The organism is Aquimarina ulvae (genome assembly GCF_053613295.3).
On record NZ_JBSIBP030000006.1, the window covers coordinates 133,249 to 159,082 of the forward strand.

26 protein-coding genes and 1 tRNA gene are annotated in these 25,834 nt (G+C 36.2%); 19 read left to right on the forward strand and 8 right to left on the reverse strand.

Going from position 1 to position 25,834, the window contains the following annotated elements; translation table 11 throughout:
* Nucleotides 1-49 precede the first annotated feature (49 nt).
* Nucleotides 50-1,072 (forward strand): glutamine synthetase beta-grasp domain-containing protein, encoded by a 1,023-nt coding sequence (locus ACWGOQ_RS14420; protein WP_452058922.1) that lies wholly within the window; start codon nucleotides 50-52, stop codon nucleotides 1,070-1,072.
* Between the two features lie 321 nt (nucleotides 1,073-1,393).
* Here the strand turns inward: ACWGOQ_RS14420 and ACWGOQ_RS14425 are convergent, their stop codons facing one another.
* Nucleotides 1,394-2,347, reverse strand: coding sequence for a calcium/sodium antiporter (locus ACWGOQ_RS14425; protein ID WP_452058921.1), 954 nt, complete (start codon nucleotides 2,345-2,347; stop codon nucleotides 1,394-1,396).
* A 185-nt stretch (nucleotides 2,348-2,532) separates the two neighbouring features.
* On the opposite strand from ACWGOQ_RS14425, the gene ACWGOQ_RS14430 reads away from it, so the two are divergent.
* The 3 genes from ACWGOQ_RS14430 (at nucleotide 2,533) to ACWGOQ_RS14440 (ending at nucleotide 5,147) form a co-directional block, all read left to right on the forward strand.
* Nucleotides 2,533-2,889: a BlaI/MecI/CopY family transcriptional regulator gene (locus ACWGOQ_RS14430; protein WP_452058920.1), complete on the forward strand. Its 357-nt coding sequence runs from the start codon at nucleotides 2,533-2,535 to the stop codon at nucleotides 2,887-2,889.
* Nucleotides 2,890-2,893: 4 nt separating this feature from the next.
* Nucleotides 2,894-4,924: a M56 family metallopeptidase gene (locus ACWGOQ_RS14435; protein ID WP_452058919.1), complete on the forward strand. Its 2,031-nt coding sequence runs from the start codon at nucleotides 2,894-2,896 to the stop codon at nucleotides 4,922-4,924.
* 73 nt (nucleotides 4,925-4,997) lie between these two features.
* On the forward strand, nucleotides 4,998-5,147 hold the full coding sequence (locus tag ACWGOQ_RS14440; protein ID WP_452059045.1) for an SsrA-binding protein: 150 nt from the start codon (nucleotides 4,998-5,000) through the stop codon (nucleotides 5,145-5,147).
* Between the two features lie 17 nt (nucleotides 5,148-5,164).
* Here the strand turns inward: ACWGOQ_RS14440 and ACWGOQ_RS14445 are convergent, their stop codons facing one another.
* On the reverse strand, nucleotides 5,165-5,470 hold the full coding sequence (locus ACWGOQ_RS14445; protein WP_452058918.1) for a M57 family metalloprotease: 306 nt from the start codon (nucleotides 5,468-5,470) through the stop codon (nucleotides 5,165-5,167).
* An 805-nt stretch (nucleotides 5,471-6,275) separates the two neighbouring features.
* On the opposite strand from ACWGOQ_RS14445, the gene ACWGOQ_RS14450 reads away from it, so the two are divergent.
* Nucleotides 6,276-7,097 (forward strand): hypothetical protein, encoded by an 822-nt coding sequence (locus ACWGOQ_RS14450; RefSeq protein ID WP_452058917.1) that lies wholly within the window; start codon nucleotides 6,276-6,278, stop codon nucleotides 7,095-7,097.
* A 69-nt stretch (nucleotides 7,098-7,166) separates the two neighbouring features.
* Here ACWGOQ_RS14450 and ACWGOQ_RS14455 read toward each other — a convergent pair whose 3' ends face one another.
* On the reverse strand, nucleotides 7,167-7,679 hold the full coding sequence (locus ACWGOQ_RS14455; protein ID WP_452058916.1) for an adenine phosphoribosyltransferase: 513 nt from the start codon (nucleotides 7,677-7,679) through the stop codon (nucleotides 7,167-7,169).
* Nucleotides 7,680-8,057: 378 nt separating this feature from the next.
* Between ACWGOQ_RS14455 and ACWGOQ_RS14460 the strand changes: the two genes are divergently transcribed.
* The 3 genes from ACWGOQ_RS14460 to ACWGOQ_RS14470 all read left to right on the forward strand — a co-directional run bounded on the left by ACWGOQ_RS14460 (nucleotide 8,058) and on the right by ACWGOQ_RS14470 (nucleotide 9,802).
* Nucleotides 8,058-9,398 (forward strand): SPFH domain-containing protein, encoded by a 1,341-nt coding sequence (locus ACWGOQ_RS14460; protein WP_452058915.1) that lies wholly within the window; start codon nucleotides 8,058-8,060, stop codon nucleotides 9,396-9,398.
* Between the two features lie 58 nt (nucleotides 9,399-9,456).
* Complete coding sequence (locus ACWGOQ_RS14465) at nucleotides 9,457-9,684, forward strand: putative signal transducing protein (RefSeq protein ID WP_452058914.1); 228 nt, start codon at nucleotides 9,457-9,459, stop codon at nucleotides 9,682-9,684.
* Nucleotides 9,685-9,728: 44 nt separating this feature from the next.
* Nucleotides 9,729-9,802: transfer RNA gene (locus ACWGOQ_RS14470), tRNA-Arg, on the forward strand.
* On the opposite strand, the gene ACWGOQ_RS14475 is transcribed toward ACWGOQ_RS14470, so the two are convergent.
* From ACWGOQ_RS14475 to ACWGOQ_RS14490, 4 genes are all read right to left on the reverse strand, one after another.
* Complete coding sequence (locus tag ACWGOQ_RS14475; protein WP_452058913.1) at nucleotides 9,768-11,372, reverse strand: recombinase family protein; 1,605 nt, start codon at nucleotides 11,370-11,372, stop codon at nucleotides 9,768-9,770. The genes ACWGOQ_RS14470 and ACWGOQ_RS14475 overlap by 35 nt on opposite strands.
* On the reverse strand, nucleotides 11,372-11,557 hold the full coding sequence (locus ACWGOQ_RS14480) for a hypothetical protein (RefSeq protein ID WP_452058912.1): 186 nt from the start codon (nucleotides 11,555-11,557) through the stop codon (nucleotides 11,372-11,374). Before ACWGOQ_RS14480 ends, ACWGOQ_RS14475 begins: the two co-directional genes overlap by 1 nt.
* A gap of 180 nt (nucleotides 11,558-11,737) precedes the next feature.
* Complete coding sequence (locus ACWGOQ_RS14485; RefSeq protein WP_452058911.1) at nucleotides 11,738-12,484, reverse strand: MerR family transcriptional regulator; 747 nt, start codon at nucleotides 12,482-12,484, stop codon at nucleotides 11,738-11,740.
* Nucleotides 12,485-12,540: 56 nt separating this feature from the next.
* On the reverse strand, nucleotides 12,541-13,305 hold the full coding sequence (locus tag ACWGOQ_RS14490; protein WP_452058910.1) for a hypothetical protein: 765 nt from the start codon (nucleotides 13,303-13,305) through the stop codon (nucleotides 12,541-12,543).
* A gap of 161 nt (nucleotides 13,306-13,466) precedes the next feature.
* On the opposite strand from ACWGOQ_RS14490, the gene ACWGOQ_RS14495 reads away from it, so the two are divergent.
* From ACWGOQ_RS14495 to ACWGOQ_RS14520, 6 genes are read left to right on the forward strand one after another with little or no spacing between them, the layout of a single operon-like run.
* Nucleotides 13,467-13,745: a hypothetical protein gene (locus tag ACWGOQ_RS14495; protein WP_452058909.1), complete on the forward strand. Its 279-nt coding sequence runs from the start codon at nucleotides 13,467-13,469 to the stop codon at nucleotides 13,743-13,745.
* Nucleotides 13,746-13,760: 15 nt separating this feature from the next.
* Nucleotides 13,761-13,922, forward strand: coding sequence for a hypothetical protein (locus ACWGOQ_RS14500; protein ID WP_452058908.1), 162 nt, complete (start codon nucleotides 13,761-13,763; stop codon nucleotides 13,920-13,922).
* A complete protein-coding gene (locus tag ACWGOQ_RS14505) occupies nucleotides 13,909-15,165 on the forward strand; it encodes a winged helix-turn-helix domain-containing protein (protein ID WP_452058907.1) in 1,257 nt (418 codons plus the stop codon). Before ACWGOQ_RS14500 ends, ACWGOQ_RS14505 begins: the two co-directional genes overlap by 14 nt.
* 3 nt (nucleotides 15,166-15,168) lie before the next feature.
* Nucleotides 15,169-15,657, forward strand: coding sequence for a hypothetical protein (locus ACWGOQ_RS14510; protein ID WP_452058906.1), 489 nt, complete (start codon nucleotides 15,169-15,171; stop codon nucleotides 15,655-15,657).
* Nucleotides 15,657-15,938: a hypothetical protein gene (locus ACWGOQ_RS14515; RefSeq protein WP_452058905.1), complete on the forward strand. Its 282-nt coding sequence runs from the start codon at nucleotides 15,657-15,659 to the stop codon at nucleotides 15,936-15,938. Before ACWGOQ_RS14510 ends, ACWGOQ_RS14515 begins: the two co-directional genes overlap by 1 nt.
* A gap of 1 nt (nucleotide 15,939) precedes the next feature.
* Complete coding sequence (locus tag ACWGOQ_RS14520; RefSeq protein ID WP_452058904.1) at nucleotides 15,940-17,106, forward strand: glycosyltransferase; 1,167 nt, start codon at nucleotides 15,940-15,942, stop codon at nucleotides 17,104-17,106.
* 3 nt (nucleotides 17,107-17,109) lie between these two features.
* Here the strand turns inward: ACWGOQ_RS14520 and ACWGOQ_RS14525 are convergent, their stop codons facing one another.
* The gene (locus tag ACWGOQ_RS14525; RefSeq protein WP_015361296.1) at nucleotides 17,110-17,241 is read right to left on the reverse strand and encodes a hypothetical protein; all 132 of its coding nucleotides are present in this window, start codon (nucleotides 17,239-17,241) and stop codon (nucleotides 17,110-17,112) included.
* Nucleotides 17,242-17,450: 209 nt separating this feature from the next.
* On the opposite strand from ACWGOQ_RS14525, the gene ACWGOQ_RS14530 reads away from it, so the two are divergent.
* From ACWGOQ_RS14530 to ACWGOQ_RS14550, 5 genes are all read left to right on the forward strand, one after another.
* Nucleotides 17,451-17,819 carry a nuclear transport factor 2 family protein gene (locus ACWGOQ_RS14530; protein ID WP_452058903.1) on the forward strand — a complete coding sequence of 123 codons (369 nt, stop codon included), beginning with the start codon at nucleotides 17,451-17,453 and terminating at the stop codon, nucleotides 17,817-17,819.
* 10 nt (nucleotides 17,820-17,829) lie between these two features.
* Nucleotides 17,830-18,186 (forward strand): nuclear transport factor 2 family protein, encoded by a 357-nt coding sequence (locus ACWGOQ_RS14535; RefSeq protein WP_452058902.1) that lies wholly within the window; start codon nucleotides 17,830-17,832, stop codon nucleotides 18,184-18,186.
* A 309-nt stretch (nucleotides 18,187-18,495) separates the two neighbouring features.
* Nucleotides 18,496-21,162, forward strand: coding sequence for an N-6 DNA methylase (locus tag ACWGOQ_RS14540; RefSeq protein ID WP_452058901.1), 2,667 nt, complete (start codon nucleotides 18,496-18,498; stop codon nucleotides 21,160-21,162).
* Nucleotides 21,159-21,581, forward strand: a complete 423-nt coding sequence (locus ACWGOQ_RS14545) for a hypothetical protein (RefSeq protein ID WP_452058900.1) — start codon at nucleotides 21,159-21,161, stop codon at nucleotides 21,579-21,581. The genes ACWGOQ_RS14540 and ACWGOQ_RS14545 overlap by 4 nt, the downstream gene beginning before the upstream one ends.
* Nucleotides 21,574-25,833 carry a strawberry notch C-terminal domain-containing protein gene (locus tag ACWGOQ_RS14550; RefSeq protein WP_452058899.1) on the forward strand — a complete coding sequence of 1,420 codons (4,260 nt, stop codon included), beginning with the start codon at nucleotides 21,574-21,576 and terminating at the stop codon, nucleotides 25,831-25,833. Before ACWGOQ_RS14545 ends, ACWGOQ_RS14550 begins: the two co-directional genes overlap by 8 nt.
* The last annotated feature ends 1 nt before the right edge of the window (nucleotide 25,834 follow it).

Genomic DNA, 25,834 nt, shown 5'->3' on the forward strand with positions numbered 1-25,834 from the left:
ATAAAACTAATTTTGAGATCTTAAGAGTTCAATTTATAAAGTGTTAATTATGAGTAAAGCTAAATTAGAATACATTTGGTTGGATGGTTATAAACCAACTGCTAATCTAAGAAGTAAAACAAAAATTGAAGAAGATTTTAGTGGTAAGCTTGAGGACTGTCCTATGTGGTCTTTTGATGGTAGTTCTACAAAGCAAGCAGAAGGAGGATCTTCTGACTGCTTATTAAAACCTGTCGCGATATATCCAGACCCTACAAGAAGAAATGGGTATATGGTGATGACAGAAGTTTTAAATGCAGACGGAACTCCACACGAATCTAATGCCAGAGCTACTATTGATGATGATGGTGATTTCTGGTTTGGTTTCGAGCAAGAATACTTTATTATGGACAAAGCCACGCAACTACCATTAGGATTTCCTGTTGGTGGATATCCTGGTCCTCAGGGAATGTATTATTGCTCTGTTGGAGGAAGAAACACTCACGGAAGAAGGTTTGTTGAAGAGCATGCTGATTTATGTATTGATGCCGGACTTAATTTTGAAGGAATTAATCAAGAAGTTGCTAGTGGACAATGGGAATTTCAATTATTTGCTAAAGGTGCAAAGAAAGCAGGAGATGAAATCTGGATAGCGAGATATTTACTAGATAGACTTACTGAAAAATATGGATACTATATTGATTACCATCCAAAACCAATCAAAGGAGACTGGAATGGTTCGGGTATGCACGCTAACTTCTCTAATGAAGTATTAAGAACGTGTGGGTCTAAGGAGGTTTATGAAACTATCTGTGAAGCGTTTAGACCAGTTACTAAAGAGCATATTGCTGTTTATGGTGAATTTAACGATCAAAGATTAACTGGTGAGCATGAAACACAATCTATCGATGAATTCTCCTATGGAATTTCTGACAGAGGTGCATCTATCAGAATCCCTATCATCACTGTAGAAAAAGGGTGGAAAGGATGGTTAGAAGATCGTCGTCCAGCTTCTAATGGTGATCCGTACAAAATTGCTGCTAGAATTGTTAAAACCGTTAAAACTGCCGACATTTCTGCGGTTACAGCATAACAAAAGCTAGTAGCTAAGTAATTTGTTAAACGCAAAGAAAAAGCTTTCTGAATTAACAGAAAGCTTTTTTCATTATATGATTTTGTATAAAAAAACAAACATATAAATTCTGAATGTTACAAATTTTCAGATAGCAGAACACTACTCAAATTTATCGTTGTTTGAATAAAGACAAGAGTTTTGTGATTCTGGGGTTTTACATTTTGTATATAAGAGCTGCCAATCGTATCGGTAAAAGTAAAATAAAAAAAATTGCTCCCCTTTTCTGAAAAAAAAACAAGATTAGTTTCTTATCAAGATTTCGTCTTTTATACCCGACATTTACTTCACAAATGCCATTGCAATAAAAATACAATACGCAGCAAAAATCAAAAAACCCTTTGGTCTGCCTAAAATCATTTTTTTAGGAATAAATGCCAATGGTACTAAAATTAGTGCAAATCCAAGCATCCAAAAGATATCAATATCCATAAGTCGTGTATCACCAACTGTGATTGGCCGAATCAAAGAGGTAACCCCAAGAACGGAAGCGATATTAAAAATATTGGATCCAATTAGATTCCCTAGGGAGATTGCTTTTTCTTGTTTTAATGCAGCAATTACAGAGGCTGCCAATTCTGGCACACTCGTACCTACTGCAACCATAGTAAGACCAATAACAGCTTCACTCACCCCCATTTTTGTAGCAATATCTTTTGCTCCATCCACTAGAAACTCGGAACCAAAATATAAAGCAATCCCTCCTATCAACAACCAAAATATCATCTTAAAATTAGAAACCTTTTCTAAGTTCTCATCGACTTCTTCTATCATGGCATCAACACTCATCCTGGCGCGTCTGATCAACAAAAATAGGTATATAAATAAAGTGACTAAAAGTGCCCCTCCTTCTGTTCTTGTAAGTACACCATCATTAACCAAAAAGAAATACAACCCCAATGAGAGTAGAATCATCACCGGCCAGTTAAACTTATAAAAGTCTCTATCAATTGCCAATGGACTGATCATTGCAGTGATTCCTAACACTAAACCAATATTAGCAACATTAGAACCTATGATATTACTCAGAGAAAGATCTGCTGAACCACTTAAAGCTGCCTGCAAACTTACCAACAATTCCGGTGCAGAGGTCGCAAAGGAAACCACAGTAAGACCAATCACCATTTTGGATAATTTTAATCTAAACGATAATGCTACAGATGAACGCACTAAATACTCACCTCCGACAACAAGAAGTACAAACCCTATAATTACAAAAATGATACTCTGAATCATATGCCATTAATTTGTTTGCGAATATAGAATAAGTATATCATATGTAATAGGTGTAGCATTACTTTTTGGGGTTTATCTTTCATAATTCTTATACTTAAAAACTACAAAAATAGTTAAATAACTATAAAAATAGTTTTAAAACTACAATTATAGTTATATATTTGAGGATATCTAAATACCTTCAGATGGAAAAGCTAACAAATAAAGAAGAAGAAATCATGCAAGCACTGTGGAAACTTGAGAAGGCGTTTGCAAAAGAAGTTCAGGCCGAACTTAACCACACTATACACTACAATACGGTTTCTACAATTATAAGAAACCTAGAAGAAAAAGGATACATCAGCCATACAGCTTATGGCAAAACTCATCAATACTATCCTGTAGTCACTAAAGAAGCATACAGAAGTCGATTTGTTAGCAAGGCTATGACGCAATATTTTAACAACTCCTACAAAAATATGGTCTCTTTCTTTGCTAAAGAAGAAAAAATAACTGCACAAGAGTTGCGAGAGATCTTAGATGTAATCGAACAAAAAAAGTAAACTCATGGAATCATTTTTAATGTACTTACTTAAATCCAGTGCTATTTTATCCTTATTTTATCTGGTATATTACTTCTTTCTAAGAAAAGAAACCTTCTTTACAATAAACAGACACTTCCTTTTGGCAGGAATACTTAGTTCATTGCTACTTCCGTTTTTAGAATTCACTACTATAGAATTTATAGAGAAGCCTTCTTTTGATACCATAGAATTTACTTCTACCCTATCTTCGAGCTCCGAAAATAAATCCATATATATATCCTGGCTGTTCATTACATTTATGATCTATATCATCACCGCTACTCTACTATTTTGTCGTTTTATTTTTCAACTGATTACACTTCAAAGAATTTTTTCTAAAAGTCAAAATAAAAAAAATGAAGGGTTCTCTATTTTAAAAACGGAAGAAAACATAGCTCCGTTTTCATTTTTTAAGTACATCATATTTAACCCATTACTTCATAACACCGAAGAATTGAAAATGATCTTGAAACACGAAAAAATACACGTAAAACAACATCATTCTATAGATATCTTATTGACTAATCTTTTGGTAATATTTCAATGGATAAACCCCGTTGCCTGGCTTTATAAAAAAAGTTTGCAGCAAAACTTAGAGTTTATCGCAGATCAAGAGGCCATCCGAGATCTTCCATCAAAAAAAGAGTATCAATTAACCTTAGTTAAAGTATCATCCAATAATTTTTCATCAATCACGAATAATTTTTATCAATCATTAATCAAGAAACGAATCGTTATGTTAAACAAAAAGAAATCAAATCGTCAGAACCTCTGGAAAATAATAATTGTATTACCTCTTCTAAGTTTATTTTTATGGGGATTCAATACTGAAACTGAAATACAATATATTCAGTATGAAACACCAGAACAATATGCCTCACAAAATAAAAAACAACGAGAAGAAACTTTCCCTTCTAAAGAAAAGAACTACGTCGCTCAAAGGACAGCTTCTTTTCCTTCAAAAGAGGAATCTCCTAAAAGAAAGGAGCAACAAGGTACCAATACGGAAAAAACTGGTTTGAAGAACCAAGTTGAAAACAACTCTCCAATAAATAAAACATCTATTAGAACTCAAAAAGTCACAAAAACCGAGAAAAACACCGTCGAGTTCATCATTGATAAAAATTCTACGAAAGAAGATTTAGAAAGAGTTAAACGAATTTTTAAAAATGAATATATAGTAGAAATCATCTTCACTGATGTTAAAAGAAATGATGCTAACGAAATTACCAGTATTAGTTTAGCTATGACATCCAAAAAGAGTAATGCTAATTTTTCTGTAGCAAATGAAACCCCAATACATCCATTGGTTATATCCTATGATAGTAAAAAAGGGAAAATTAACATAGGACAATCTGGTGACAACAATGCTTGGATCCATAGAGACAAACACAGTAAACATAGTGACACGCAAGTAATAGAAGTCTATTCAGACGATGAAGGAGAACGTATTTTTATTATAGATGCTGATAAAAAACATAAAAGCAAAATACAACAGAAAAAAAGTAAAAAAAATAAAATTATTTTAAGAAATAATGATGATAATATCTTATTCCGCGCTAATGTTCATAAAACAATTTTTGATTTTGATAGTATTTCTGACACCGATCCTCTTTTCTTTATAGATGGAAAAAAAGCCAGTAAAAAAAAGGTGAAGAAGTTAAAATCTATTGAAATACAAAGTGTTGATGTATCTAAAGGAAAAACGAGTGTCAAAAAATATGGTAAAAAAGCAAAAGACGGTGTTATACATATTACTACAAAAAAACATGCCAAAAAAGGAACAGGATTTGATTTTAAGATCATAAAAGATAACATTTTTACTGGGTCTGTAGATGACGATGGCGCCAAACCATTAATGTTTGTTGATGGGAAAAAAGTTGATTATTCCGAGATTCAAAAAATCGATCAAAAGCAAATCAAATCGGTAAATATTTATAAGGATATAAAAGCTATAACAAGATTTGGTTCAGAAGGAGAAAATGGAGTGATAGAAATTATTCTAAAAAACTAATCGAGCAATACTAAACATAAATAAGTAGCTAAAAACTCATCGTTATCCGATGAGTTTTTTCTATTTTAGAGCCATGCAAAAACAGGTTTTTATTTTTCTGGCGAAATTAAACAAACTTATACTCCCAAGTTTTACAAAAAGACGCTTAGACCTTAGCAAAGCTTCCAAATTACAACTGCTAATTTTTGGTTGGAGATTGTACGTTACCAAAAGAGCCCTTTGAAGGATGTATTAAAAAAACTAATACAGGAATTCTAAAGCTACTGTATCAAATTCACCGAACTCGCCTCCATTAAAAGAAAAACAAGCATTCATAATTGAATCAGGATCTTGACTAGCACCAAGTGTTCCAAAAATATATATTGCTTCTTCCAGGTTTATCGGCTCTCCGTTTTGTCCACAAGATTGACGAGTATTGCTATCAGTATGTCTTAGTCCAAAACAGTGTCCTAATTCATGCGTAAACAATCCCTCTGATAATTGATCATTATTATTGGTGTTTGCTCCTCCATTAATAATTACTCTTTCGAAAGGCTCCCCATTCACTTGGAAAACCTGCCCCTTACACCATCTTTAGCTATTTGTGATGCACTAGTTTGCGTATAAGCTACAATATCGCCAATAGTGAAATTAGCAGTAAATACTAAGTCAATCTAAAAATCTACGTTAATAGCATTGTAATTATTTACGGCATATCGCAATCCTGTCTGGGCAACATCACTTAAACCAAAGCGACTATTTCTGTTACAGCCAACAACACGAACCGTTCTGGGGTACTTACCAGATTAGTAGTATGGTATTATTTGCTATCTACACCATCTCCGATATCCAATTGCATAATTTGATCATACGTAAAAGCAAAATCTTCTTCTACCAGATATATTTCGCTTTTATTACCTTTTATGTCAGTCAGTGTTTCTTTGGTAATTTCATTATAATTGAAACGTAGTTCCGAAATTTTTCTCAGAATTTCTTTAGGGATATCCTCTCAGGATTTATCGACGAGAATAGCTGGTTCTTTTTCGCACGAGAAAAACGAAAAACAATTAACACCATAAGCGTTCTTGTTAAAATTTTTGAATTTTTCCTAAAATTAAAGTTTGTGTACCTTTATTTTAGTTACATCAAAATTAGAAAAATCAACTCCATAGCACTGGTACTAAATCTACCAATCCACACGCTTAATTACCTTAACAACTTACAATCAAGTTTTTAAAAATTTAATTCCTCTTCAACAGAAATAAAAACTAAAAAATCTCAGGATTATTCTTGCAACACTACGCTTCATCTTTCGTATTTAGAATAGCGTTTATTGCAAATTATAATTGAAACCCAAAAAATAATATTTAGTATGAAAAAATGGATCATTGTAGGAATGGGTATACTAGGTATACTTTCCTTGTCAGCATTTACCACAGAATTAAATCCGGATCAGATTCAGGATGCCTCGCAATTCAATGAAATCATAGCAACCATTAATAAAAATACAACAGAAAAAGAGTTGGAGGACCTCCAGTCATTCTTTTCAGAAAATGGTATCGAATTAATTATAGAAAAAATCAAGTTTAATGATCAAAACGAGATTACTAGTTTAAGTATTATTCTTAAAAAAGGAAATGCTAAAAGCAAATACTCATCATCATCATCAAAACCTATATCAGATGTAGAACTCGGGTATAAAAACGGAAATCTATACATCACCAACTCAGGGATGTTTGATATCACCTCCTGGAAAAATCAGGTTGGCTTTAATAATACGCAAAACTTTGATATTGATAGTATTTTAAAAAATCAGAATTTCAGGTTTGATTTTGATTATGATAAAAAAGGGGATTCTATATTTTTTAATGGAAAACATTTTGATATTGGTAAGTTAAAGGATCAGATTATGAATTCTTTTGAGTTTGAAGAGGACGAAAACGGAAATTTTATTTTCAACGGTCAACAATTTCCATCACATTTTAGTAGATCAAAAAAGTTCAGTTTTGTAGATGATCCAGATATTGATAAGTTAATTATTATAGACGGTAAAGAATCGGATTTTGAAATATTAGATGAGTTAGCTACATCAGATAAATTGGAAGAAGTCGATTTTCTAAAAGCAACTACAGCCATTAGCATATACGGAGACAAAGCAAAGGATGGAGCCATCATAGCTACTACTAAAAAGTAAGTTAACCATAAGCTTTTAATGCAAATGAGCCTTTATTAATATGAAGGCTCATTTATATTTTTTTATACATCAGTAATGCAACAAAGAAGCTACTGCAGTATTGAGTTTGTCTCTTCCATTAAGAAAACCCAATTCCATAATAAAATTACATTGTACTACGATTCCCCCTAGTTCTTCTACCAGCTCACATACGGCTTTTGCAGTGCCTCCTGTAGCTAATACATCATCATGAATTAGGATATGTTCTCCTACGTTAATTGCATCCTTATGAATCTCTAATACATCTTCTCCATATTCTAAACCATAACTTTTAGAATTTACTTTAAACGGTAGTTTGCCTTTTTTACGAACTGGAATAAAACCTGCTTCCAATCGCTGTGCAATCATACCTCCTAAAATAAAACCTCGAGCCTCTATTCCGATCACTTTATCGATTTTTATATCAGTTGGGCAAAGGCCTGCTAATTGATCCGCACAATATACTAAAGCATCAGAATTTGCCAAAAGCGGAGTGATGTCTTTGAAAAGAATACCTGGTTTTGGAAAATCAGGTATATCTCTTACTAATTTTTGTATGTTCATGCCTGCAAAATAATGAAAATCGAAAAAGAGTGCCAAAAAATGATGAAAACCGCCTTGAAATATAAATACAACATCCAAAACCACCTTGAATAATTATATTTTTTTATCAAAAAAATAATATTTGGTTACAATAAATAATCAAATACAAGCAAATCACCTTACAGTTTAAAACTAAAAGTATGTATACACTTACAAAAAATATTCACTTTCATAGATTTTTTAATAATTATTTTTCTAATTGTATCTCTCAATATATATTAAATGAAAACCAAGTAACTACACCAACTCTAATTACTTAATAAGTATAGAAATCATGTAATCAATAGTATTCCTTCATTAATGAAATAACTAATTAATTAATTTTAATACATCATTACTATGCTAACATATTTAGGAATTATAATGGTCCTCATCGGAGTAACCATCTTTATCATTACACCTTTTTTTAAAGAATCAAAAATAGTCCATAAGTTCACTCGACAAAGAAACCTTACAATGATTATCATTGGACTTGTTATGAGTGTTATCTCTGGAATGTTCTTTTATGCAGAACCCGGTACAGCGTATGCGGTACAATATCCTTGGGGAAACCAGAAAGCTGTCATTCATCAAGGAATCCATACCAAAATGTGGGGGCGATTGATACCAATACAATTCGAATTACCCATTAAATATGTGATCCCTAATAAAAAGAATGAGCTGGGTGAGCAAAGTAAATATGCTAATGTTGATATTGCCAAATATTGGGCATTTAGCGATGCGGTAAAAGCGAGAATTGCCACTTCTGTGGTTATTAGCATCAACACGGCAGATGAAAATCAATTTTTATCAGTTGCTGATCGTAATAAAACTGAGAGAAACTTAATCCGTTCTAGGATTATTCCTAATATTGATCAGTCTATAAAGAATACCTGTAAACTCATGGATGCTCAGGATTATATATCCGGTCAGGCTTCTGATTTTGATAGATATTTTAAAGATCAGTTAGAAAATGGAATGTATGTATTAGAAGAGTATTTTGCCAGCGAAAACCGTGAAATTATTGGGGACAGCAATACTGTGCGAACAATTACGAATAAAGAATCAAAACAAAAGCGTTTTCGTATTCAATATAAAAATGGAGAGCCTATTAGAGAAAGAGGAAATTCTCTATCTGGATATGGTCTGACAGTTGTACAAGCAGTTGTAACAGAAATCGATTGGGAGACTACTTTTGATAAGAGATTACAATTACAAAAAGAGGAAGTGGCACAAACTCAATTAGAGAAACAGCAAGCAGAACGTCAATTTTACCGAGCGCAGAAAGAAACGGCAAAGGGAGAAGCTGAAAAAGCCACAGAACGAGCTCGTTTAGAAAAAGAACAAATTCAGAAAACTATTGAAGCAGAAACAAGAGCTAAGGTAGCGGAGTTTAATCTTATAGAAGAACGTAAAAATTATGAAGTTGCACAGTTTAAAGCTAAAACTCAGAAAACGATGGCAGATGCACAATCGTATGAGAACGCTAAATTGGTAACTGCTGGTCTTACGCCTCAGGAGCGAGCTGAGTGGGACTATAAAATCTCTGTAAATGTTGCTAAACAACTTAAAGATCTAAAACTACCTGAGATTTATATCCAGGACGTATGTAAAACAGGAGCTGATAGTAATTTATTGCAATCCTTAATTGGTGCAGATCTTGCAAAAAAAATGATGTCTCAGAAAACATCAAAAGAGTAAAACCAAAAAAAGCGGAATACATACGTTGCATTCCGCTATAATCTAATATTTAAAAATTATGAAAAAATACAAAAAGATATATACAGGAACATCCATCATAGTTAACCGTTTAGCATTTTTATTAAAAGAAATACATATTCCGTATATAATTAAAGACAATAAAGAATCTGCAAGGTTAGCCGGTTTTGGCGCTATGGAAGGTTCGACCGAACTATTCGTTTTGGACAATCATACAAAAAACGCCAATGAGATCGTTGAAAAATTTGAAAAAGAAGTTTTAAAATAGTTTTATAATTTATAAAATACTCATATATTTGCACCCGCAAAAAAGGCCTCGTAGCATAACTGAATAGTGCACTTGATTACGGCTCAAGAGGTTGCAGGTTTGAATCCTGCCGAGGTCACTAAACGGGATTTTTCAAAATTATTTTGGAAAGTCCCGTTTTTATTTGCTCCTAAGTTATCTGAAATTGAGGCGATTGCACTGAAAATTGAGTTCACTCTAAAAGTTCGAAGTCGGTCGTTTTTAAAGTCATACCCTATTCCTTCTGGAAACAGCATAAATTGAAGAGAGCGCTTTACTTCAATATTCCCTGATTGCCACAATGACGGGAGATTCAGGGCAAAATTCAAAGCTTTATCTATAGATTTTTTAAGGTTCGAACTATTAAATCCTGAGTTTGAAACTAGCTCCGTTATTTTGTTCTTTTCGGACTCAAGTTTTGATTTGAATTTATCGTATTGAACCCTCGATATTTCTTCAAATACAAAACGTTCTTCTAACCTATCTAGTTTAATATCTAATTCCGCAACTTTCGTGTTTAAAACTTTTGCTTCATCTATTTGCTCTTTGTTTAAATCGATGAAAGTCTTCTCGATAATCTCTTTAAGAGGTTCTATATACTTTGCATCAGATAATGTGTAATTTTCTAAAAGTGCCATAAATGAACTGTGAAGCTTTTTTGCGCTTCGGTTTTCTCTACTTCCAGACCTTCTGTTCTTATAATAATACAAACCTTTCTTTTTAACTACATATCCTGTGTAAGGTGTGCCGCATTCTGTTGATTTAACGAACATTTTCAACGGTAGATTTTCATCATCAAGATTGTATTTCCTGCCTTCTTCTCTTGAGTTAAGAAGATTGTGAATCTTAAGGAACATTTCACGAGTGATCATTGGTTCGTGGTTTCCTTGAATTACTTCTCCTGGTATTAATTTGTTTACCATTAATCCACAATAAAACGGATTTCTGAAGTAATCACTTAGCTTTTTTGCTGACAGCTCTAATCCTTTTCGCTTAAGCTTTTTAGATATCTCGACGTGTGAGGTGTTTGACATAGCTTTCCATTCAAATGCCTTTTTTAGAAGCTTCCCTTTCTCATTAATTACAAAATTGGGTTTTTTTCCTTTTCCCGGATTCGTATTAGTATAACCGTATGGCCAAGCTCCAGTCCAATCGCCTCTACGTAGCTTTTCCTGCATTCCAGAAACGGATTTATCTCTTCTCAATTCATTATCAAATTGAGAAAACATATAATATAAGTTCTGTTGGAAAGATCCCGCACTGGTAGATGTGTCAACCTCCTGAGTTGCAGATATGGTTACAATACCTTGTCGCTTGAGTTGGTCACTTATGTATGCACCGTTTGCTCCAGTTCTTGAAAACCGATCATAAGAATACACTAGAATATATCCAATATCCTTTCGGCGTTTTACAAAGTTGAGCATCTTTTGAAAGTGCTTACGCTCATCGCTTTTAGCAGATTCGTAAGTCCCACCAAAATACTCTACCACATCAAGTCCTTTCTTCTGCGCTAGTTGCTCACAGTACTTTAACTGCGTATCTAAACTAGCATTATTATCCGCTTGTTCTTTGGTAGATACTCTTGTATAAATAACAGCATTTCCTGCTTGTCTGAGTGACTTGCTTTCGTCTTTTCGGGCAAATTGGTTAAAGATGGATAAATCTTTCATTAGGCTACGTTTTGCTGAACTTGTTTGCATAATATGAGTGCAAACTGCTCAAGATTTTTAATTATTTCATCTGCCTCATCTTCGTTCACATTCTCAAATCCCTTAAATGATTTGAGTCTTTCTACAGACATTTTATTTTTTGATACTTCTTTATTATTCTCTTTTTTTACATCTATTGATTGCATTATTAAATCCGTGTACGGTATGCTAATTTTATAGTCATAGCGCTGGTGGGATGTGGGATGGCTTTTATAAGCTCATTTCATTTTAGGTCAATCAATGCTTTTTAAGTTTTCATATTGAACTCTTCAAACTAGCTTCCATTTTTTAGATAACGAGTTTAGTGTGTACTGCAAATAGTTGTTCTATTTTGCTTTCTGTTTTACGGTACGGCTTATTAAAACCACTTTACCGTTGGCTTGTTTAATTTCGATATTTTGATATTCGTGCTGTTTTAGAATGTCAATGATCCTATCTTTCTCACTTATACGTTCTGTCCCTTCTATCATATCAATCTCCCCATTTTTTTTGGTTACTTGTACGGATTGATAAGACTCACTTCGTAATATGAGCATTACTTGTATCTCGTCTTTATTTAATCCTGCAAAAGCGTTGAAATTAGGCTCAGAAAACAGTACAGATATATTTTCTTTAACCACTTGATTTAAGCTTAATACAATGTGGTTGGTCACTTTACCTTCCTGTAACAGCTTTACATATTCATAATCGTCTGCGAGATATATATTTCCTGCTACATCTGCAATTAGGTATAACGCTTTCGCGAAAGCGAGAACTTGAACAGCTGAGTATTCTAACTTACTTATGCTGTTACTTTCTATGGTAGTGTTCTCAAAAAGAAATTTTCTAACAGGTTTTATTCTCTCATTTGCAAATCCCAGATTTCGATATTCGATGATGATACCCATCCATAGAATATCTATGAGACTAAATTTCTTCCATCCACTATCAGTGTGGCGTTGATCTTCAAAGAGACCTATATCCTGCCAGTGTGTTATCATACGCCTTTCGGCATTAATAATATACTTATTTGCATATTCCTTCTCGTTGAGAAGTCGTAACAATTTAGAGTAATCTGTATTTGATTTTTTCAAGCTGATTGTTTTGAGAATACAAACATAACATTATAAACGTTACGAAACAAAGACGTTTATTTATTTTCAAGTAACGTGATGTATTTTAACATCGTTTGCTTTTCATTTTCTTGCGCTTCGATCATACGTTCACAAGCTTCAGTAAGCTTTAAATTAACCGTCTTTAATTCTTTGTGATGTCTCTCATTAAGCTTGTCCAGTTTTTTTGATTTCTTTTTTAAATGATATTTCAACTCCGCAATTGTGCTTCCAGTCTCATCTCTTATTGCATTGAGTATACTGTAGAAGTCTGGGATGCAATTTTCATCTATTTTTTGTATGAAATTATTTATGATGGTTTCAGCCGATGGATTAGAATGTGTTGTGTTATGATTTATAATTTCCTTTGCAACATTCTTTACATCCCTTATTGTCCCGCTTCCTGCGTGCGTTGCAAAAGAACCATCTCCCGTCACCTTAATTGAGTTGTCTATGCGATTATCTGAGGTGCGAACTCTGGGAATATAGTTCAAGGTTCGGTCTGAATAGAAATAATTCATATCCACATCAAACAGTTTCGCGAAATTAATTAGCGCAAGATGCGGAATATGCTTCGCCCTACTTCTTACTGAGGAAATGATGCTCCTGTTAGAAGGATAAATCAGTTTGCCAAGACTACTATCATTACTCGGTTTTATTCCAAGCTCGTCGTTTTTTTCTAAAACTGTGTCAATAGCCTCGATAAATTTTAAATCGATGGTGTCATAATCTGGATTCTGCTTCATATTATATCTTTCATTATCAATTACTTCTCTTTGTTTTCGTGTATTTTCTTCTTTCATTGACCATAGTAAACTGAAAATTATTATTCAGTTTTGTAGTTTATTAAGCAACGTTTATACATATATTTGGCGATATAATTACAATATAGGCGTTAAATTGTTGCCAAATTTACAAAACTTTTACACTGAATTGTTAATCGAATCACATAAACTTTATAAGAATGTATCAACCCGATGAAATTAAAGCCATTACGAGAAAAATGCACAAGTACTTTGATAACCCCATTGCGCTTGTAGCTCAAGAATCTGGAAAATCCAGACCTACCGTATCCAAGTTTTTTAACAGAAAAGAGATTAGGCCATCTAGCGAAGAACTTATCTATGAAGCCTGTCTTACGCTTTTAGAATCTAAGCACGAGAAAACATTGCGCAATAGTAAAAAGGGAAAGGTACTCACAGAGAATCTACCTTTAAAGGCGCAAACATCGATGAAGTTATAATGCAGATCTCATCTTATGAAATTTGCCGAACATAGCCCAGATGAAGGTTACCTTGACCTTATCAAAAAAATCAAGGAAGAAATAGAGATGCTAAAAAAGCACCACAATCCGACTAGTGAGATAGACAAAGCACACACTTTGCTGTTTCATAACAGTCCTAAAAATGAGCATAGTTAATTATTCCATCGCCTTTAAAGCATTGGATTATCACATTAAAGAACACAATCAGAATACAAATCAACTTTCCAACCGCATACGACAGGCCATTGCCTCGACTGCAAAGGATATTATTAAGATTTACGGACTTTCCCTACTGAAAGCGAGTAATATCAAACAACTTGACCCACAAAATTTACCGCCTCTAAAGACCAACAATCTACAGTTGGCTAAAATGGGCAACGCCAGTCCTCGTACCATCCAGCGTCACTTAAAAAGACTTATAGATGCAGGGATTATTATCAATAAAATATGGCACGGTACCAATTCTGGATATGACCTCTGGGTCGAGCCAAAAATCTTGTTAGCAAACGGTTTAAAACAGGTTGATAATTCCAAAAATGAGCAAGACTCACAAGATTTACAACCTACACACAATCAACATCTTAAAAAAACACCTACGACAACTTGTCGTCATACAGACTCTAGTAACAATGGTTACATAAATAATTTAATAATAGGCGTTGATAACTCAAGCCGAGCCAATCTATTCCGAGATAAAAGGAATTCGCTACCGCTCACAAAAGAAACAACGTCACGCAACGCTTCTAGCAACACTTTTACAGGATACACAGGGAAAAAATGCCCCAAAAAATCCAAAGATGCAGGGGAAAATGCGCGGAATCGAGCCACAAATCAAACTGGCGCCGAAAATTTGCCACGAGATTCGGCTCGTTCCGCTTCCCTTTCTGTTTATGTGAATGCGCTTTGGACGCTTTCGCGAAATGTGCTCTACCAAGACACCTATCTCACAGAATCACAAATCAAAATTGGTAAAGAGTTACTCTGGCAATGGTATGACCCAGTAGCCGATAAACATCTAGCAAACGTGCATCAATGCTATGTAGATCGCATAGAACTCGTACGGAAATATCTCGCCAAAGATCCAGAACGTCGCTTCGTGCAGTTGCCAAATCAATATTTTGATCCTAAAAATAAAACAGGTTTTGCCGGTACCAAAAAATGGTGGCGAGACCACAAAAAACGCCAAGTTAAAGTGCAACTAAAACTCATCGTTGCAGCGCAAATACGCAGATTTTTAAACAACGAGAAGAAAGATACTGCCAAACAGAAACCGAGATTAGAACTTTTCAGGCAATGTGAGACGAGAATAGGCAAACTGGGACAACCTGAGCTGCTTCAACACTTTCACGCAAGTGTACTCAACCCATCTACACAACGATTTTTATACACCAATACTTAACGAATGAAACGCATCTTCAAAAAGAAAAACGCTGCCCTGACCAACAAACTCAAGGGAGCGATTGCCGAAATATCTATTGATGTCTTTGGCTACGAGAAAAAGATCTCGCATAATATCAAGAATTATACACAGCAGATTGCCACTTTGCAACAACTTCCCGTGGAGCGATTATATCTGCGTATTTACCAAGAGCAGCACAAAGTTCATTCTTACCTATACAATCAGGATGTGCCTTTGAAAACAATTCCAACCGATGAGCTTGCGTACTTTTTTCTGGAAGATAGTATTGCTGCGCTACCCAATGTGCGCAACAAGATTGCCTTCAGTATCAAAAAGTATCTTAAGGAATTTGCCACGGCAAACCAAATCTGTGAGCAAGATGTTCAGATCTGGCTCAATGTCAAACAAGATGTTGTAACAGTCAAAGCTTTTCATAAAGACGCCTATATCAAAGAAATTTCACTTTTATCACTCATCAAATACTTTAAATAATGCAACAAAAGAAAAAAGGCTGGAAACTCGGCCAAGACTCAGAAACTAAAATGATTGTCTGGTTCAAGGATGGTAATGTGCGCACGATGTACTCTATAGACTGGCGTCATAAATTATCCAAAACTAAAAGTAGGGAAACTGGTCTTACGCGCTTTCGCAAAAAGATAAAAGAATACGGTCCATTAGCCGGTACTATTGAGATTTATGACAAAGCAACAGGTCAACGTATCGCCAAGTTTTATGAAGGAAACGAAATGAATATTAATGCTGAAACCAATTGATATGAGAACCATTTTAGAATTGAAAAAACGACTTAAGAATGAAACCTTGTTCAGCAGAAAATATCCTGACTATGAAGAAGACGACGATAAAGTTCATTTGTTGTATGTATCGCCTTGTTTAGATTCCACAGGGTATTATCGTGCAATAACACCTGCTTTGGAACTTAACAAGACATCATCTCATTGCGCGATTATTACCGTTATTGAAACCTTTAATTTCAATAAGCGCTTTGAAGATTATGAGAATCTGATCGATGAAAAACTATTATACTGGGCAGATTATGTAATCTTCCCAGTTATCTTTTCAGATATTGATTTCTTTATAAAAGCGATTCGTGTGTTACGACCAGACGTTCAATTGGTAATGGATATCGATCAAAACTTCACAGCTATTCCTCAAAGTCACGCATTATCGCGCAAAGTCAGCACACGTGACAAAGAGCAATTACTATCTAATATGATTTCTATGGATGTGGTTAAAGCTGCGACAAAACCACTGGCTAGTTTTTACAAAAAGATCCTACTCGACAATTTTCCTAATCATAGTACGCACGTTGCGCAATTGCCCTCTTTAGTATCACGACTAGGATACGAAGAAATACCACCTTTAAAACGTAATACGTCTGAAACAATCAGGATCGGAATTATAGGGAATAAAGGCCAGCTTGAAGATTTGGTAGTTCTTAAGGAACTAGTTGCAAAAACTAAAGAAGTCCTTAAGGAAGGAGTGCAATTTGTATGCTATGGTTGGGATGGAAAAGATAGTAATGACGAGCTAGTTCTTAAAGGACTAGCAGTAGAATATCATAAACCTGTGGCATTTGAAAATAACTTTAAAAAGCTGAATGATTTGGCACTAGATATGGTTCTTTTACTTTCTGAAAAGAACCGCTTTTCTCAATGTGAGCCTTACACGGAGTTATTAGAAAGTGCTGTTTTTGGTATTCCCGTAATTGCATCAAAATACCATCCAGCCAAACAAGTCCTTAAGGAAGGAGAAACTGGATTGCTTGCTGAAACCACTGAAGATTGGGCAAACGCTATCCAACGATTAGTAGCTGATAAAGAGCTGCGCGATCAGATGGGAAAGAATGCGCTAAAGTCTATTTGGATGGAGCAGCATTTTACGAATAGGCAACTTCAAAAGTTCCAAGATTTGTTTATTTAAAAATCAATCCCCTTTCTTGTGTTTATGCGGTTTTAATGACGGCGTATTTCCACCAGTCTTTTTATTATCTCGTTGGCGTCTGTCCGGTTTTCCAGTTGATTTGGCAGTTCTTTTTGGACCTGGCTTAATTCCCATAATATTTTGATTTTTGAGATTATTATCTGTATTATGTTAGCAATAATCAGACCATAAAAGCCCATATGACAGCACTTTATGAGTATTTCGTAATTGTGCTGTGAATTCTTTATTTATTAGATTTAATGAACTTCAAAATGATATTGTTACTTTTATGTTGATTTTACAAGTAAGTCTTGTCCTTAAGAAATTTAGCATATAAAATTAAAATGAATACAACTGATAAGATTAAGCAAGCAATTACCGATTTTGTAAAAGGTGGAGATGATAGCAATGCGGATCTTTTGGAAAAAGTTCTTCATAAAGAATTTCGAGTTGTAAATAATGGCTTTATGGGAACAGCTGGTGTAACCATAATCGAGAAGGATGAGTATTTGAATAAAATTAAGACTGGTGTTTTTGGTGGGCTACCTAGACAAATGGAAATTTTGAAACTTGACATTAGTGAAAAAATTGCTTCGGTCAAATTGCGTATAGAAAGTTCGGAGAATGATTTCATATCCTATAACGGTCTCGTTTTAGATATCGATGGTCAATGGAAGATTATTAATAATCTTGCGATTGTAACCGCAAAATAGTAGCATTAAAATGAAACACACAAAACAACAAATAGCAGAATTTTTCTCAAACGGTCATTTTCCACAGACAACAGAGTATTTGAGTGATGAAGTAGTTTGGGATATAATTGGCGAAAACACATTTAAAGGAAAAAAGGAAGTCACGGAAAATTGTAAACAGACATCAGAATACTTTAAAACTGTACAAACAATTTTCACAACTGACAGAATTATTAGTTTAGAAAATCAGGTAGTAGTTATTGGGACTGCGGAATTTAAACGAGACGGAAAACGGCTTAATTTTATTTCTGCTTGTGATGTATATGACTTTAACGATCAAAATATGATTGAAAAAATAGCATCATATTGCATTCCAGATAAGATATAACAAAATGAATTGAAAAAGCGTTACTGGAAACAGCAGTCAAAAAAAGTAGATAAGTTATAGTTTGGACTTTACCCCATTTTATCTTCGGTCAAAACCACGTACCAAAACTCACCACCTCAATTTATTCCACCCATAAATTCACAACCCTAGCCACCGCTAGGGTTTCTTGATTTTAGACTAAAAAACTAAATGCTATAACGTACCACAATCCCTTTCCCTTACGCCGCTTTCGTGAAAGCGAAATCTATATTTATCCCAATACACACCACAAACTAGTCCCTAAGCGACTAGCAAATTTTGGGATCGCAAATGCAATTAACCAGTACATTCAACAAACAGAAAAAAGGCATCGAACTTCACTTTAGCGAAGTCCTTCCTAAAGAACTAGCATTTCATTTAAAGGAACTTGGTTTTAAGGAAACGTTGTCAGACCCAATGAAATGGTATGTTGACAACCATCCTGCATACTGTCGTTATGTCGAAGAGCTGGAAAAGGAATTTGCAAAAGAAGGCGATTGGAAACAAGTATTGATCCATCCATCTTTTGAGTCGTCCTTAGAAAACATTGACAAAGGGCAATTTACCTATGTAACGATCTTCCTTAAGGGACAGCAAAAAGCAGAACAGGAAAACTATGTAGTTTTCGATTCTTACAAGAAAGTCGCTCACGAGATAGCGAGTCGTTTTGCAATGCGCAAGTATGGCGATACGCTCAAACATATAGAAGTATATCCTCGCAACTACAAGAGAAAGTCACGCGTCCTGTTTAGAGATGGGAAAGTGATTGATGGTATGGTCGCTTTAGAAAGTGTGCCTTTCCAAAACGAAGTTGTTAAGGAAGTGGCTGAAAATGATGCGCTAGTCGCTAAGGAAGGAGCTGAAGAACAAAAGGTAGTCGTTAAGGAACCTGAAGATTATTCTGGTTATAAGACAGATGCAGAACGTAAGCTTTCCACAAGATCTGTTTTAAAGGAAGTCATTGAGAAACTGAACGAGCAAACCGAAGAACTGGATGGCGAACCTGAAACCATTATCGCCACTACCGTAATGGATCTGGAAGACGCTGCCGATCAATGGAGCGAAATCCATTTTAAGAATCATCTCTTAAAAGCACTTCAAAACTTTAAAGATTGGGTCTACGATCTGGCTATTAAAGATCGAGCGATGGCGTTGATGCAAGTGAACCGATTGAATCAATCTTTGAGTCTGGAGCTTATTCCGCTAAAAGAAGTTGAAACCGAAGCGCGTTCAATTGCCAAAGATATTTTTAATCGCGATCATATCGTTCCCAATGTACTTGTTCCCGTTCACGCTAGTGAGCCTTTCCAGTCTGGGAGCTTGACCATAGGCGATGGCAACTTTTTAAAATTTAAGTTCCCCCAACTTTATACATTAAATGATGAGAACTTGAAACAGGTTTCTGGTTTGGAGCTTTTTCAGTTATCACAAATGCCACATCCCAACGATTATGGTATTGCTGTAAATCGCTCGACGCTGTTGCAGGAATGGGAAAATCGTGGTTCAGAAGCATTTGCGACCATCGGTTATCCCACTGATCTCAATTATCCTTATGTGAACATTCACGCAGGCTATAAAAGTGTCTCGCCTTTGGGTGCTGAAATCGACATCGAGAATAACAGCCATAAGTGGTGGTCTGTGGTGGAGCATTCGCGTCCCATCGCAGATCCCCAGAAAGGAATCGAAATTATCGATGCGATATTACTGCAATTGGTAGAAGATCATCTGGACTATGTAAACCCTAAAACTGGTAAACCCAAAACAGATAAGAAATCCAAAGAAGCTTTCAACGAGATGCAGTGGCAGATGAATCGTTTGGAGCGTTCTAAGTCCAATATTCAGGAGTATCTGGATGGACAGCAAAAACCAGAAAGTAAACCAAAGGCACTTCCTAAAAAGCAAAAGACTCAAAAATCAACTAATAAAAATGATTATATAGATCGTGTCGTGGCTGTGATGCATACCGCTTTCGCGAAAGCGGAACGCCTATCAAAAAAGAAAGTTGAAGCACTAAAAGAAGAAACGGGCGCACCAAATTTAGGTGCGCTCTGGGAAGCGGTGGAATTGAGTTGGTTATTGTGGTACAAAATGCTCTACAAAGAACCAATTCCATTTGAAAGCCGCTTACGTAAAATGGATTTTTTCTGGAGTCAAGTGCAGCCGACTTACGCTTATTCAGATAGCAGCAAGGAATTGTACAAACAATACTCAACGCCTTGTCCCATAGGCGCAATTGTGGCAGAATACACTCAAATGAAGGATGCAGAATTCATCTTTGAGCCAAGTGCTGGCAATGGCTTGTTGCTCGTAGGTGCAAATCCTAGAATCACGCACGTCAATGAAATTGATAACAGCCGAAAAAAATCACTAGAGTATCAGGGTTTTGGCCGCATCACAAATAACAATGCTGCTGAACCTTTTCCTGAAGTGATGAATAAAGTGCACGATGTAGTTGTGACCAATCCGCCATTTGCACGATGGGAAGCGTCCAAATTTGATAAGCAGCGTATTGCCAACAAATATTTTAACAAACAGCGTGGTATAGCAAATCATATCCGTCTAGAACATTTAATGGCAGGACTGGCGTTGCATACGATGAAAGATGATGGCAAGGCTGCTATTATTATAATGGGTCACGTGTATTATGGCGAAGATGGTTTGTTTGCAAAATATCGTCCATTTTTTAACTGGTTGTACCGTCATTATCACGTGGACGATATTATCAATATGAACAGCTACAAGCTCTACAATAAGCAAGGTGCTGTGACTAAGACGATGCTCATTCTGGTAGGTGGTCGTAAATCAAAACCATCTGGTGTTGCGCCAGATCAGACCAAAGCGCCAGAACTGGATACAATGGTTGAGACCTTTTATGATCTCTGGAAACGTGTCAAGTCACACATTAAACCCAACTTAAACACACTCATCTCGCAACTTAAAAAAGCACGAATACAATGATATTTTACAACAATCAATTAATGTCTGGCGATGTAAAGGCACGACTGTTTATGGTTTCAAATCCTTCAAAATTTGAACGTTTTGAAGATCACGAAGCAGGCATATTCATCCAGCTACACGAACTCATTGAGCAAGCTAGAGCAATGGGAGAAGATCCTATTGCGCTTATTGAAGAGTACTTGGAAGTCATCTATAATGATGGGACTTCTACAGAAGAAATCGCAAGCTTTTTATTGGAAACCGATAAGATGCAGACCGCGCTGTGGACGCTCAAAGAAAACTGGGATAAAATGGACGATAGCCTTCCAACAGACTCATTGATGTATGGCGGAATGGACAAGGAAGAAGCCGTGCAACTGTATTCAGAAACCACGCTTCGCAGCTACTTGGAAGCTTTAGCACTTTTCAAGAATGAATAACGAAGAACTCGATATCAAGGAAGCTGAATACAGCCAAAACGCTGATGAAGTAGCAAAACTTGCAAATCAAGAAGCGGCATTAGTGCCTTATGCGTCCAAATCGCAAGCGCCTTATAAAATGAATACGCTTATCCCGCGTAATATGGCTTTTGAAGTACAAAAGTCATTGAACAGAATTGTAAAGGACAAAGGCAATATTGATAACTATGTGCGCAATCAGCTCAAGTATGAATCTACTAAAGAGATGTGGAAAGGTCTCGGCGCAGAACAGGTGGATGCCGTAGGCTTATATCTCAAGCAATTTGAGAACGAGCAAGGCATTATTATAGCAGATCAAACGGGAATTGGGAAAGGCAGGCAAGCAGCGGCGGTGATACGACACGCAGTTATGCAGGGCTTTCTTCCCGTTTTCTTTACAAAAAAGCCAGATCTGTTTACAGATATGTACCGCGATCTCAAGGCGATTGGTTTTGACAATATCAGACCATTCATTGTCAACACAGACACAGATTCCAAGGTAAAAGATGCCCAAGGAAATGTCGTCTTTACACCGATGAGCAGCAAAGCGCAATATGAATTAATTACCACCGAAAAAGAATTTCCCACAGAAAGCATCGAGTCAATTGAGTGGCACAAGAAAATCGGTAAGAATTTACCAGATCCAGACAAGGTGCCTTTCATCACTATTACCGAAACCTTAGACCATCTGCCTGTAGGCTACGATATGATTTTTTGCACCTATTCCCAGGTTCAGTCTGCACATCCTTATAAACGATTGTGGCTAGAAAGTATGGTCAACAATGGTCTGGAAGGCAGCAAAAAATACAAGAAGGTCATCTTCATACTCGATGAATCGCATATGGCAGGTGGTTTTGATTCCATCATTGGGACGTGGATGCGCAACGTATTACCACAAACGAAAGCCTGTTGTTTTTTGAGTGCCACATTTGCTAAATATCCTGAAGTGATGCCGTTTTATGCAAAGAAAACCGCTATTGCAGAAACTGGATTAACTGATGCGAGCTTTGTACGATCAATGACCAGTGGCGGATTGGCGCTTCAGGAAATTGTGGCATCCAACCTTTCCGAAAGTGGACAGCTCATCAGACGTCAGCGTTCTAATGAAGGTATCAACGTAGATTATATCACGCTCGATGCAGAACCACAGCGCAGTAAAAGCCGTGCGAGTGTAAATAGTATCATCTCTTTGATGAATGAAGTCGTTCAGTTTGAACAGGAATTTGTCGCGCCTATTTTGGCAGATATTCACGCTTCCGCGAAAGCGCAAGGCGAGCATATGTCTTCCAAACCTAGAAGTCTGGGTGTAAAACAATCGCCATACTTTTCAAGGGTTTTCAATATCGTAGATCAAATGCTATTTGCGCTTAAGGTTAAAAACGTAGTAGATCACACCATTAAATTACTGAAGGAAGATAAGAAAGTAGTGATCGCTTTTAAATCCACAATGGGTGCATTTTTAAAGGAAATGAACTTGGTAAGTGGCGATGTGATTCCCAAAGAGCAGATGGATTTTGTGAGAACGTTAATTCGCGGTTTAGATGGAATTTTCAATTACAGTTATACCGCGATTGATGGTTCAAAAACACGTGAACGTATAGAACTGGAAGAGCTGTCACAAAAAGGTATTGAGAAATACAAAGACATCAAAAGCCGAATGGTTCTGGAGAGTTCTGGACTTTCTATTTCGCCTATTGATGAGTTGATTCACTTTATTGAGAAAAAGAAAAAACCAAAACATCTTGGTGGCCATACCGATTTGTATTTTAAGGTTGCCGAAGTCACAGGTCGTAATCAGCGCATTGCGATGGAAGGCGACGAAGCAGTGGTACAATCCTTCCGCAGTAATACGGAGCGTTCTTTTAGAATGTTCAATGGTGGCGATTATGATGTGCTGTTGATTAACCAGAGCGGTTCCACAGGATCATCAGCTCACGCGAGTAAAGATTTTAAGGATCAACGTCAACGTGCGATGATTGTGCATCAATTTGAGTTGGATATTAATACTGAAGTTCAAAAGCGTGGTCGTATCAATCGTACTGGTCAAGTAGTTTTACCAGAATACTATTACATTACGAGTGATATTCCTACGGAAAAAAGATTGATGACTATGCTCAAGGCGAAATTAAAATCGCTGGATGCCAATACCACAGGCTCACAGAAAACCAATGATGAGACTTTAAAGAGTGCCGATTTCTTGAATAAGTATGGAGACATCGCTGCGTGGAATTGGGTAGATGAGAATCAGGAAATGATGGAGCAATTGGGATATCCTACCTACCAAAAGAAAACTGATAAAAACGGCTACATACGCTACGAGCGCAATGGTTTTAAGGATGGAGCCGTACGCCAGCTGACAGGTAGAGCTGGATTGCTAAAAGTTGAAGAACAAGATGCTCTTTATGATGATCTTCTGGAACGCTACGACCATCAGATCAAACTTGAAAAACAGCAAGGAACTTATGATTTGGAAACGGAGTTCCTGCCGCTCGATGCCGAAACTAAAAAGCGCTTTTTGTTTCAGAAAGGTCAAGGTGGCGCTACGCCATTTGGAAAAGACACGGTACGCGATATTACTATCGTCAATAATCTAAAGCGACCGTTTACCAAACAGGACATCGATAAGCGAATTACTGACGCACTTGAAGGACAGAAACCAGTTCAAGTGCAAATGAAAATGGTAGATGCCATCAATGAGAGATATCCATTGCTTATTGAAGAGCGAAAAGCGAAAAGGCTTGATGTCATAAATAGACTGAAAGAAGATCGCGACGATTTACCGCAGCGTGGTAGTGGCGATTCTGAAAAGGAAAATGAGCGTATTCAGTCTGACTGGACAAAGTTGGAAGAAATTATTCACGCAAAAACATCTCAGCTTGCCACTTATGTGGCAGGCTTGGAGAATACGAAGCGTTCTATCGTAAGGTATATCACAATGTGGAACATCGGCGATGTGGTGCGCGTTCCGTTTATTGGGACAACCATCAATCCGTCTTGGGGAATCTTCTTGGGAGTGAGTATTGGTAAGTCTGGAAAGAACCCATATACGCTGAGTAACATCAGTTTGAAATTTGGAGTCACAGATTCACGAAAGATTTTGACCTACAGTCTGCAACCAGCAGAACAAAGCTTTATCTCACAGATCTTCACGGAAAGTCGTGACATTTCCGAAGCAGATGTACAAATGGTCAATCTGGAATGGAATGAGTTGATTAAAAAAGCATCTTCCAAAAGGGAACGACGTCACATCCTTACCGAAAACATTGTAGGGGCATCCAACCAGATTGGAACTCAGAACAAGCTCATTAAGTACAACACTAAAGAAGGAACGATCAAAAATGGCATATTACTGCATCGTGATTTTGGTAAGGATGGTGAAGCAAATTCAGCAGTACTGCCTGTTTCGGAAGCATTCAATATCATTCGGAAACTTGAAATAGATGACTTCTTTGCAGACCACAAGCTCAACTTTCGCGTAAAGCGAATTAGTGAAAATTATTTTCAGTTGTACTTGGATAAAAAGGATTTGTACTCAGCTATTATTGATGAAAAGTTACGTTCGTTTTTAAAACGTGCTGAAGGACAATCAAATGATGAGCTACCCGATTTTGTTCAGAATGCTGGCGATATGACGGCTGCGCTACATATAGAAAAGTTGCAGATGTTTCTGAACCGTTTGGATGCGTTTGGTGTTCAGTTTTTGGGACACGCTCGCGAACTTGAAGATTGGGAAATTGAAAATGAAGCCGACTGGAAATCGAAGACAAAATCCACTTCTGGCAGCTATAAATTTCGATTGGGACGTACGTATGGTCAAGGAAGTAATCCTACAACCGGCTTTGTAAGTTATGAGGAGCCGAACTCGCAATATGAGTATGGTTTGGTTATTTACAATAGAACACTTTCAGATAAGGAAAAGTTCAATTACTCATTAATTCCTGTCTTTAAAAATGTCGAAGAACCGTATCAACTTTGGAAAACTGAAACGCTCGCATCAGGCTTGAAAGATGATTTTAATAACATCATTAGTGATGTAAAAAGGCTAACGCTACACGATGCTATTGAGAGTTTGGGATATTTCATTTTGAACCATCCGCACGAAGATGGTAATGCCGAATTTGTTTTTGGCGACTACACGGCACAGGATCTCGGTCGCATTTTTTATGAAGATACGATCGCACAAATTTCCGCCATTGATGAAATTTTAAATCAACTGCAAATCGTAAAAATCTAAT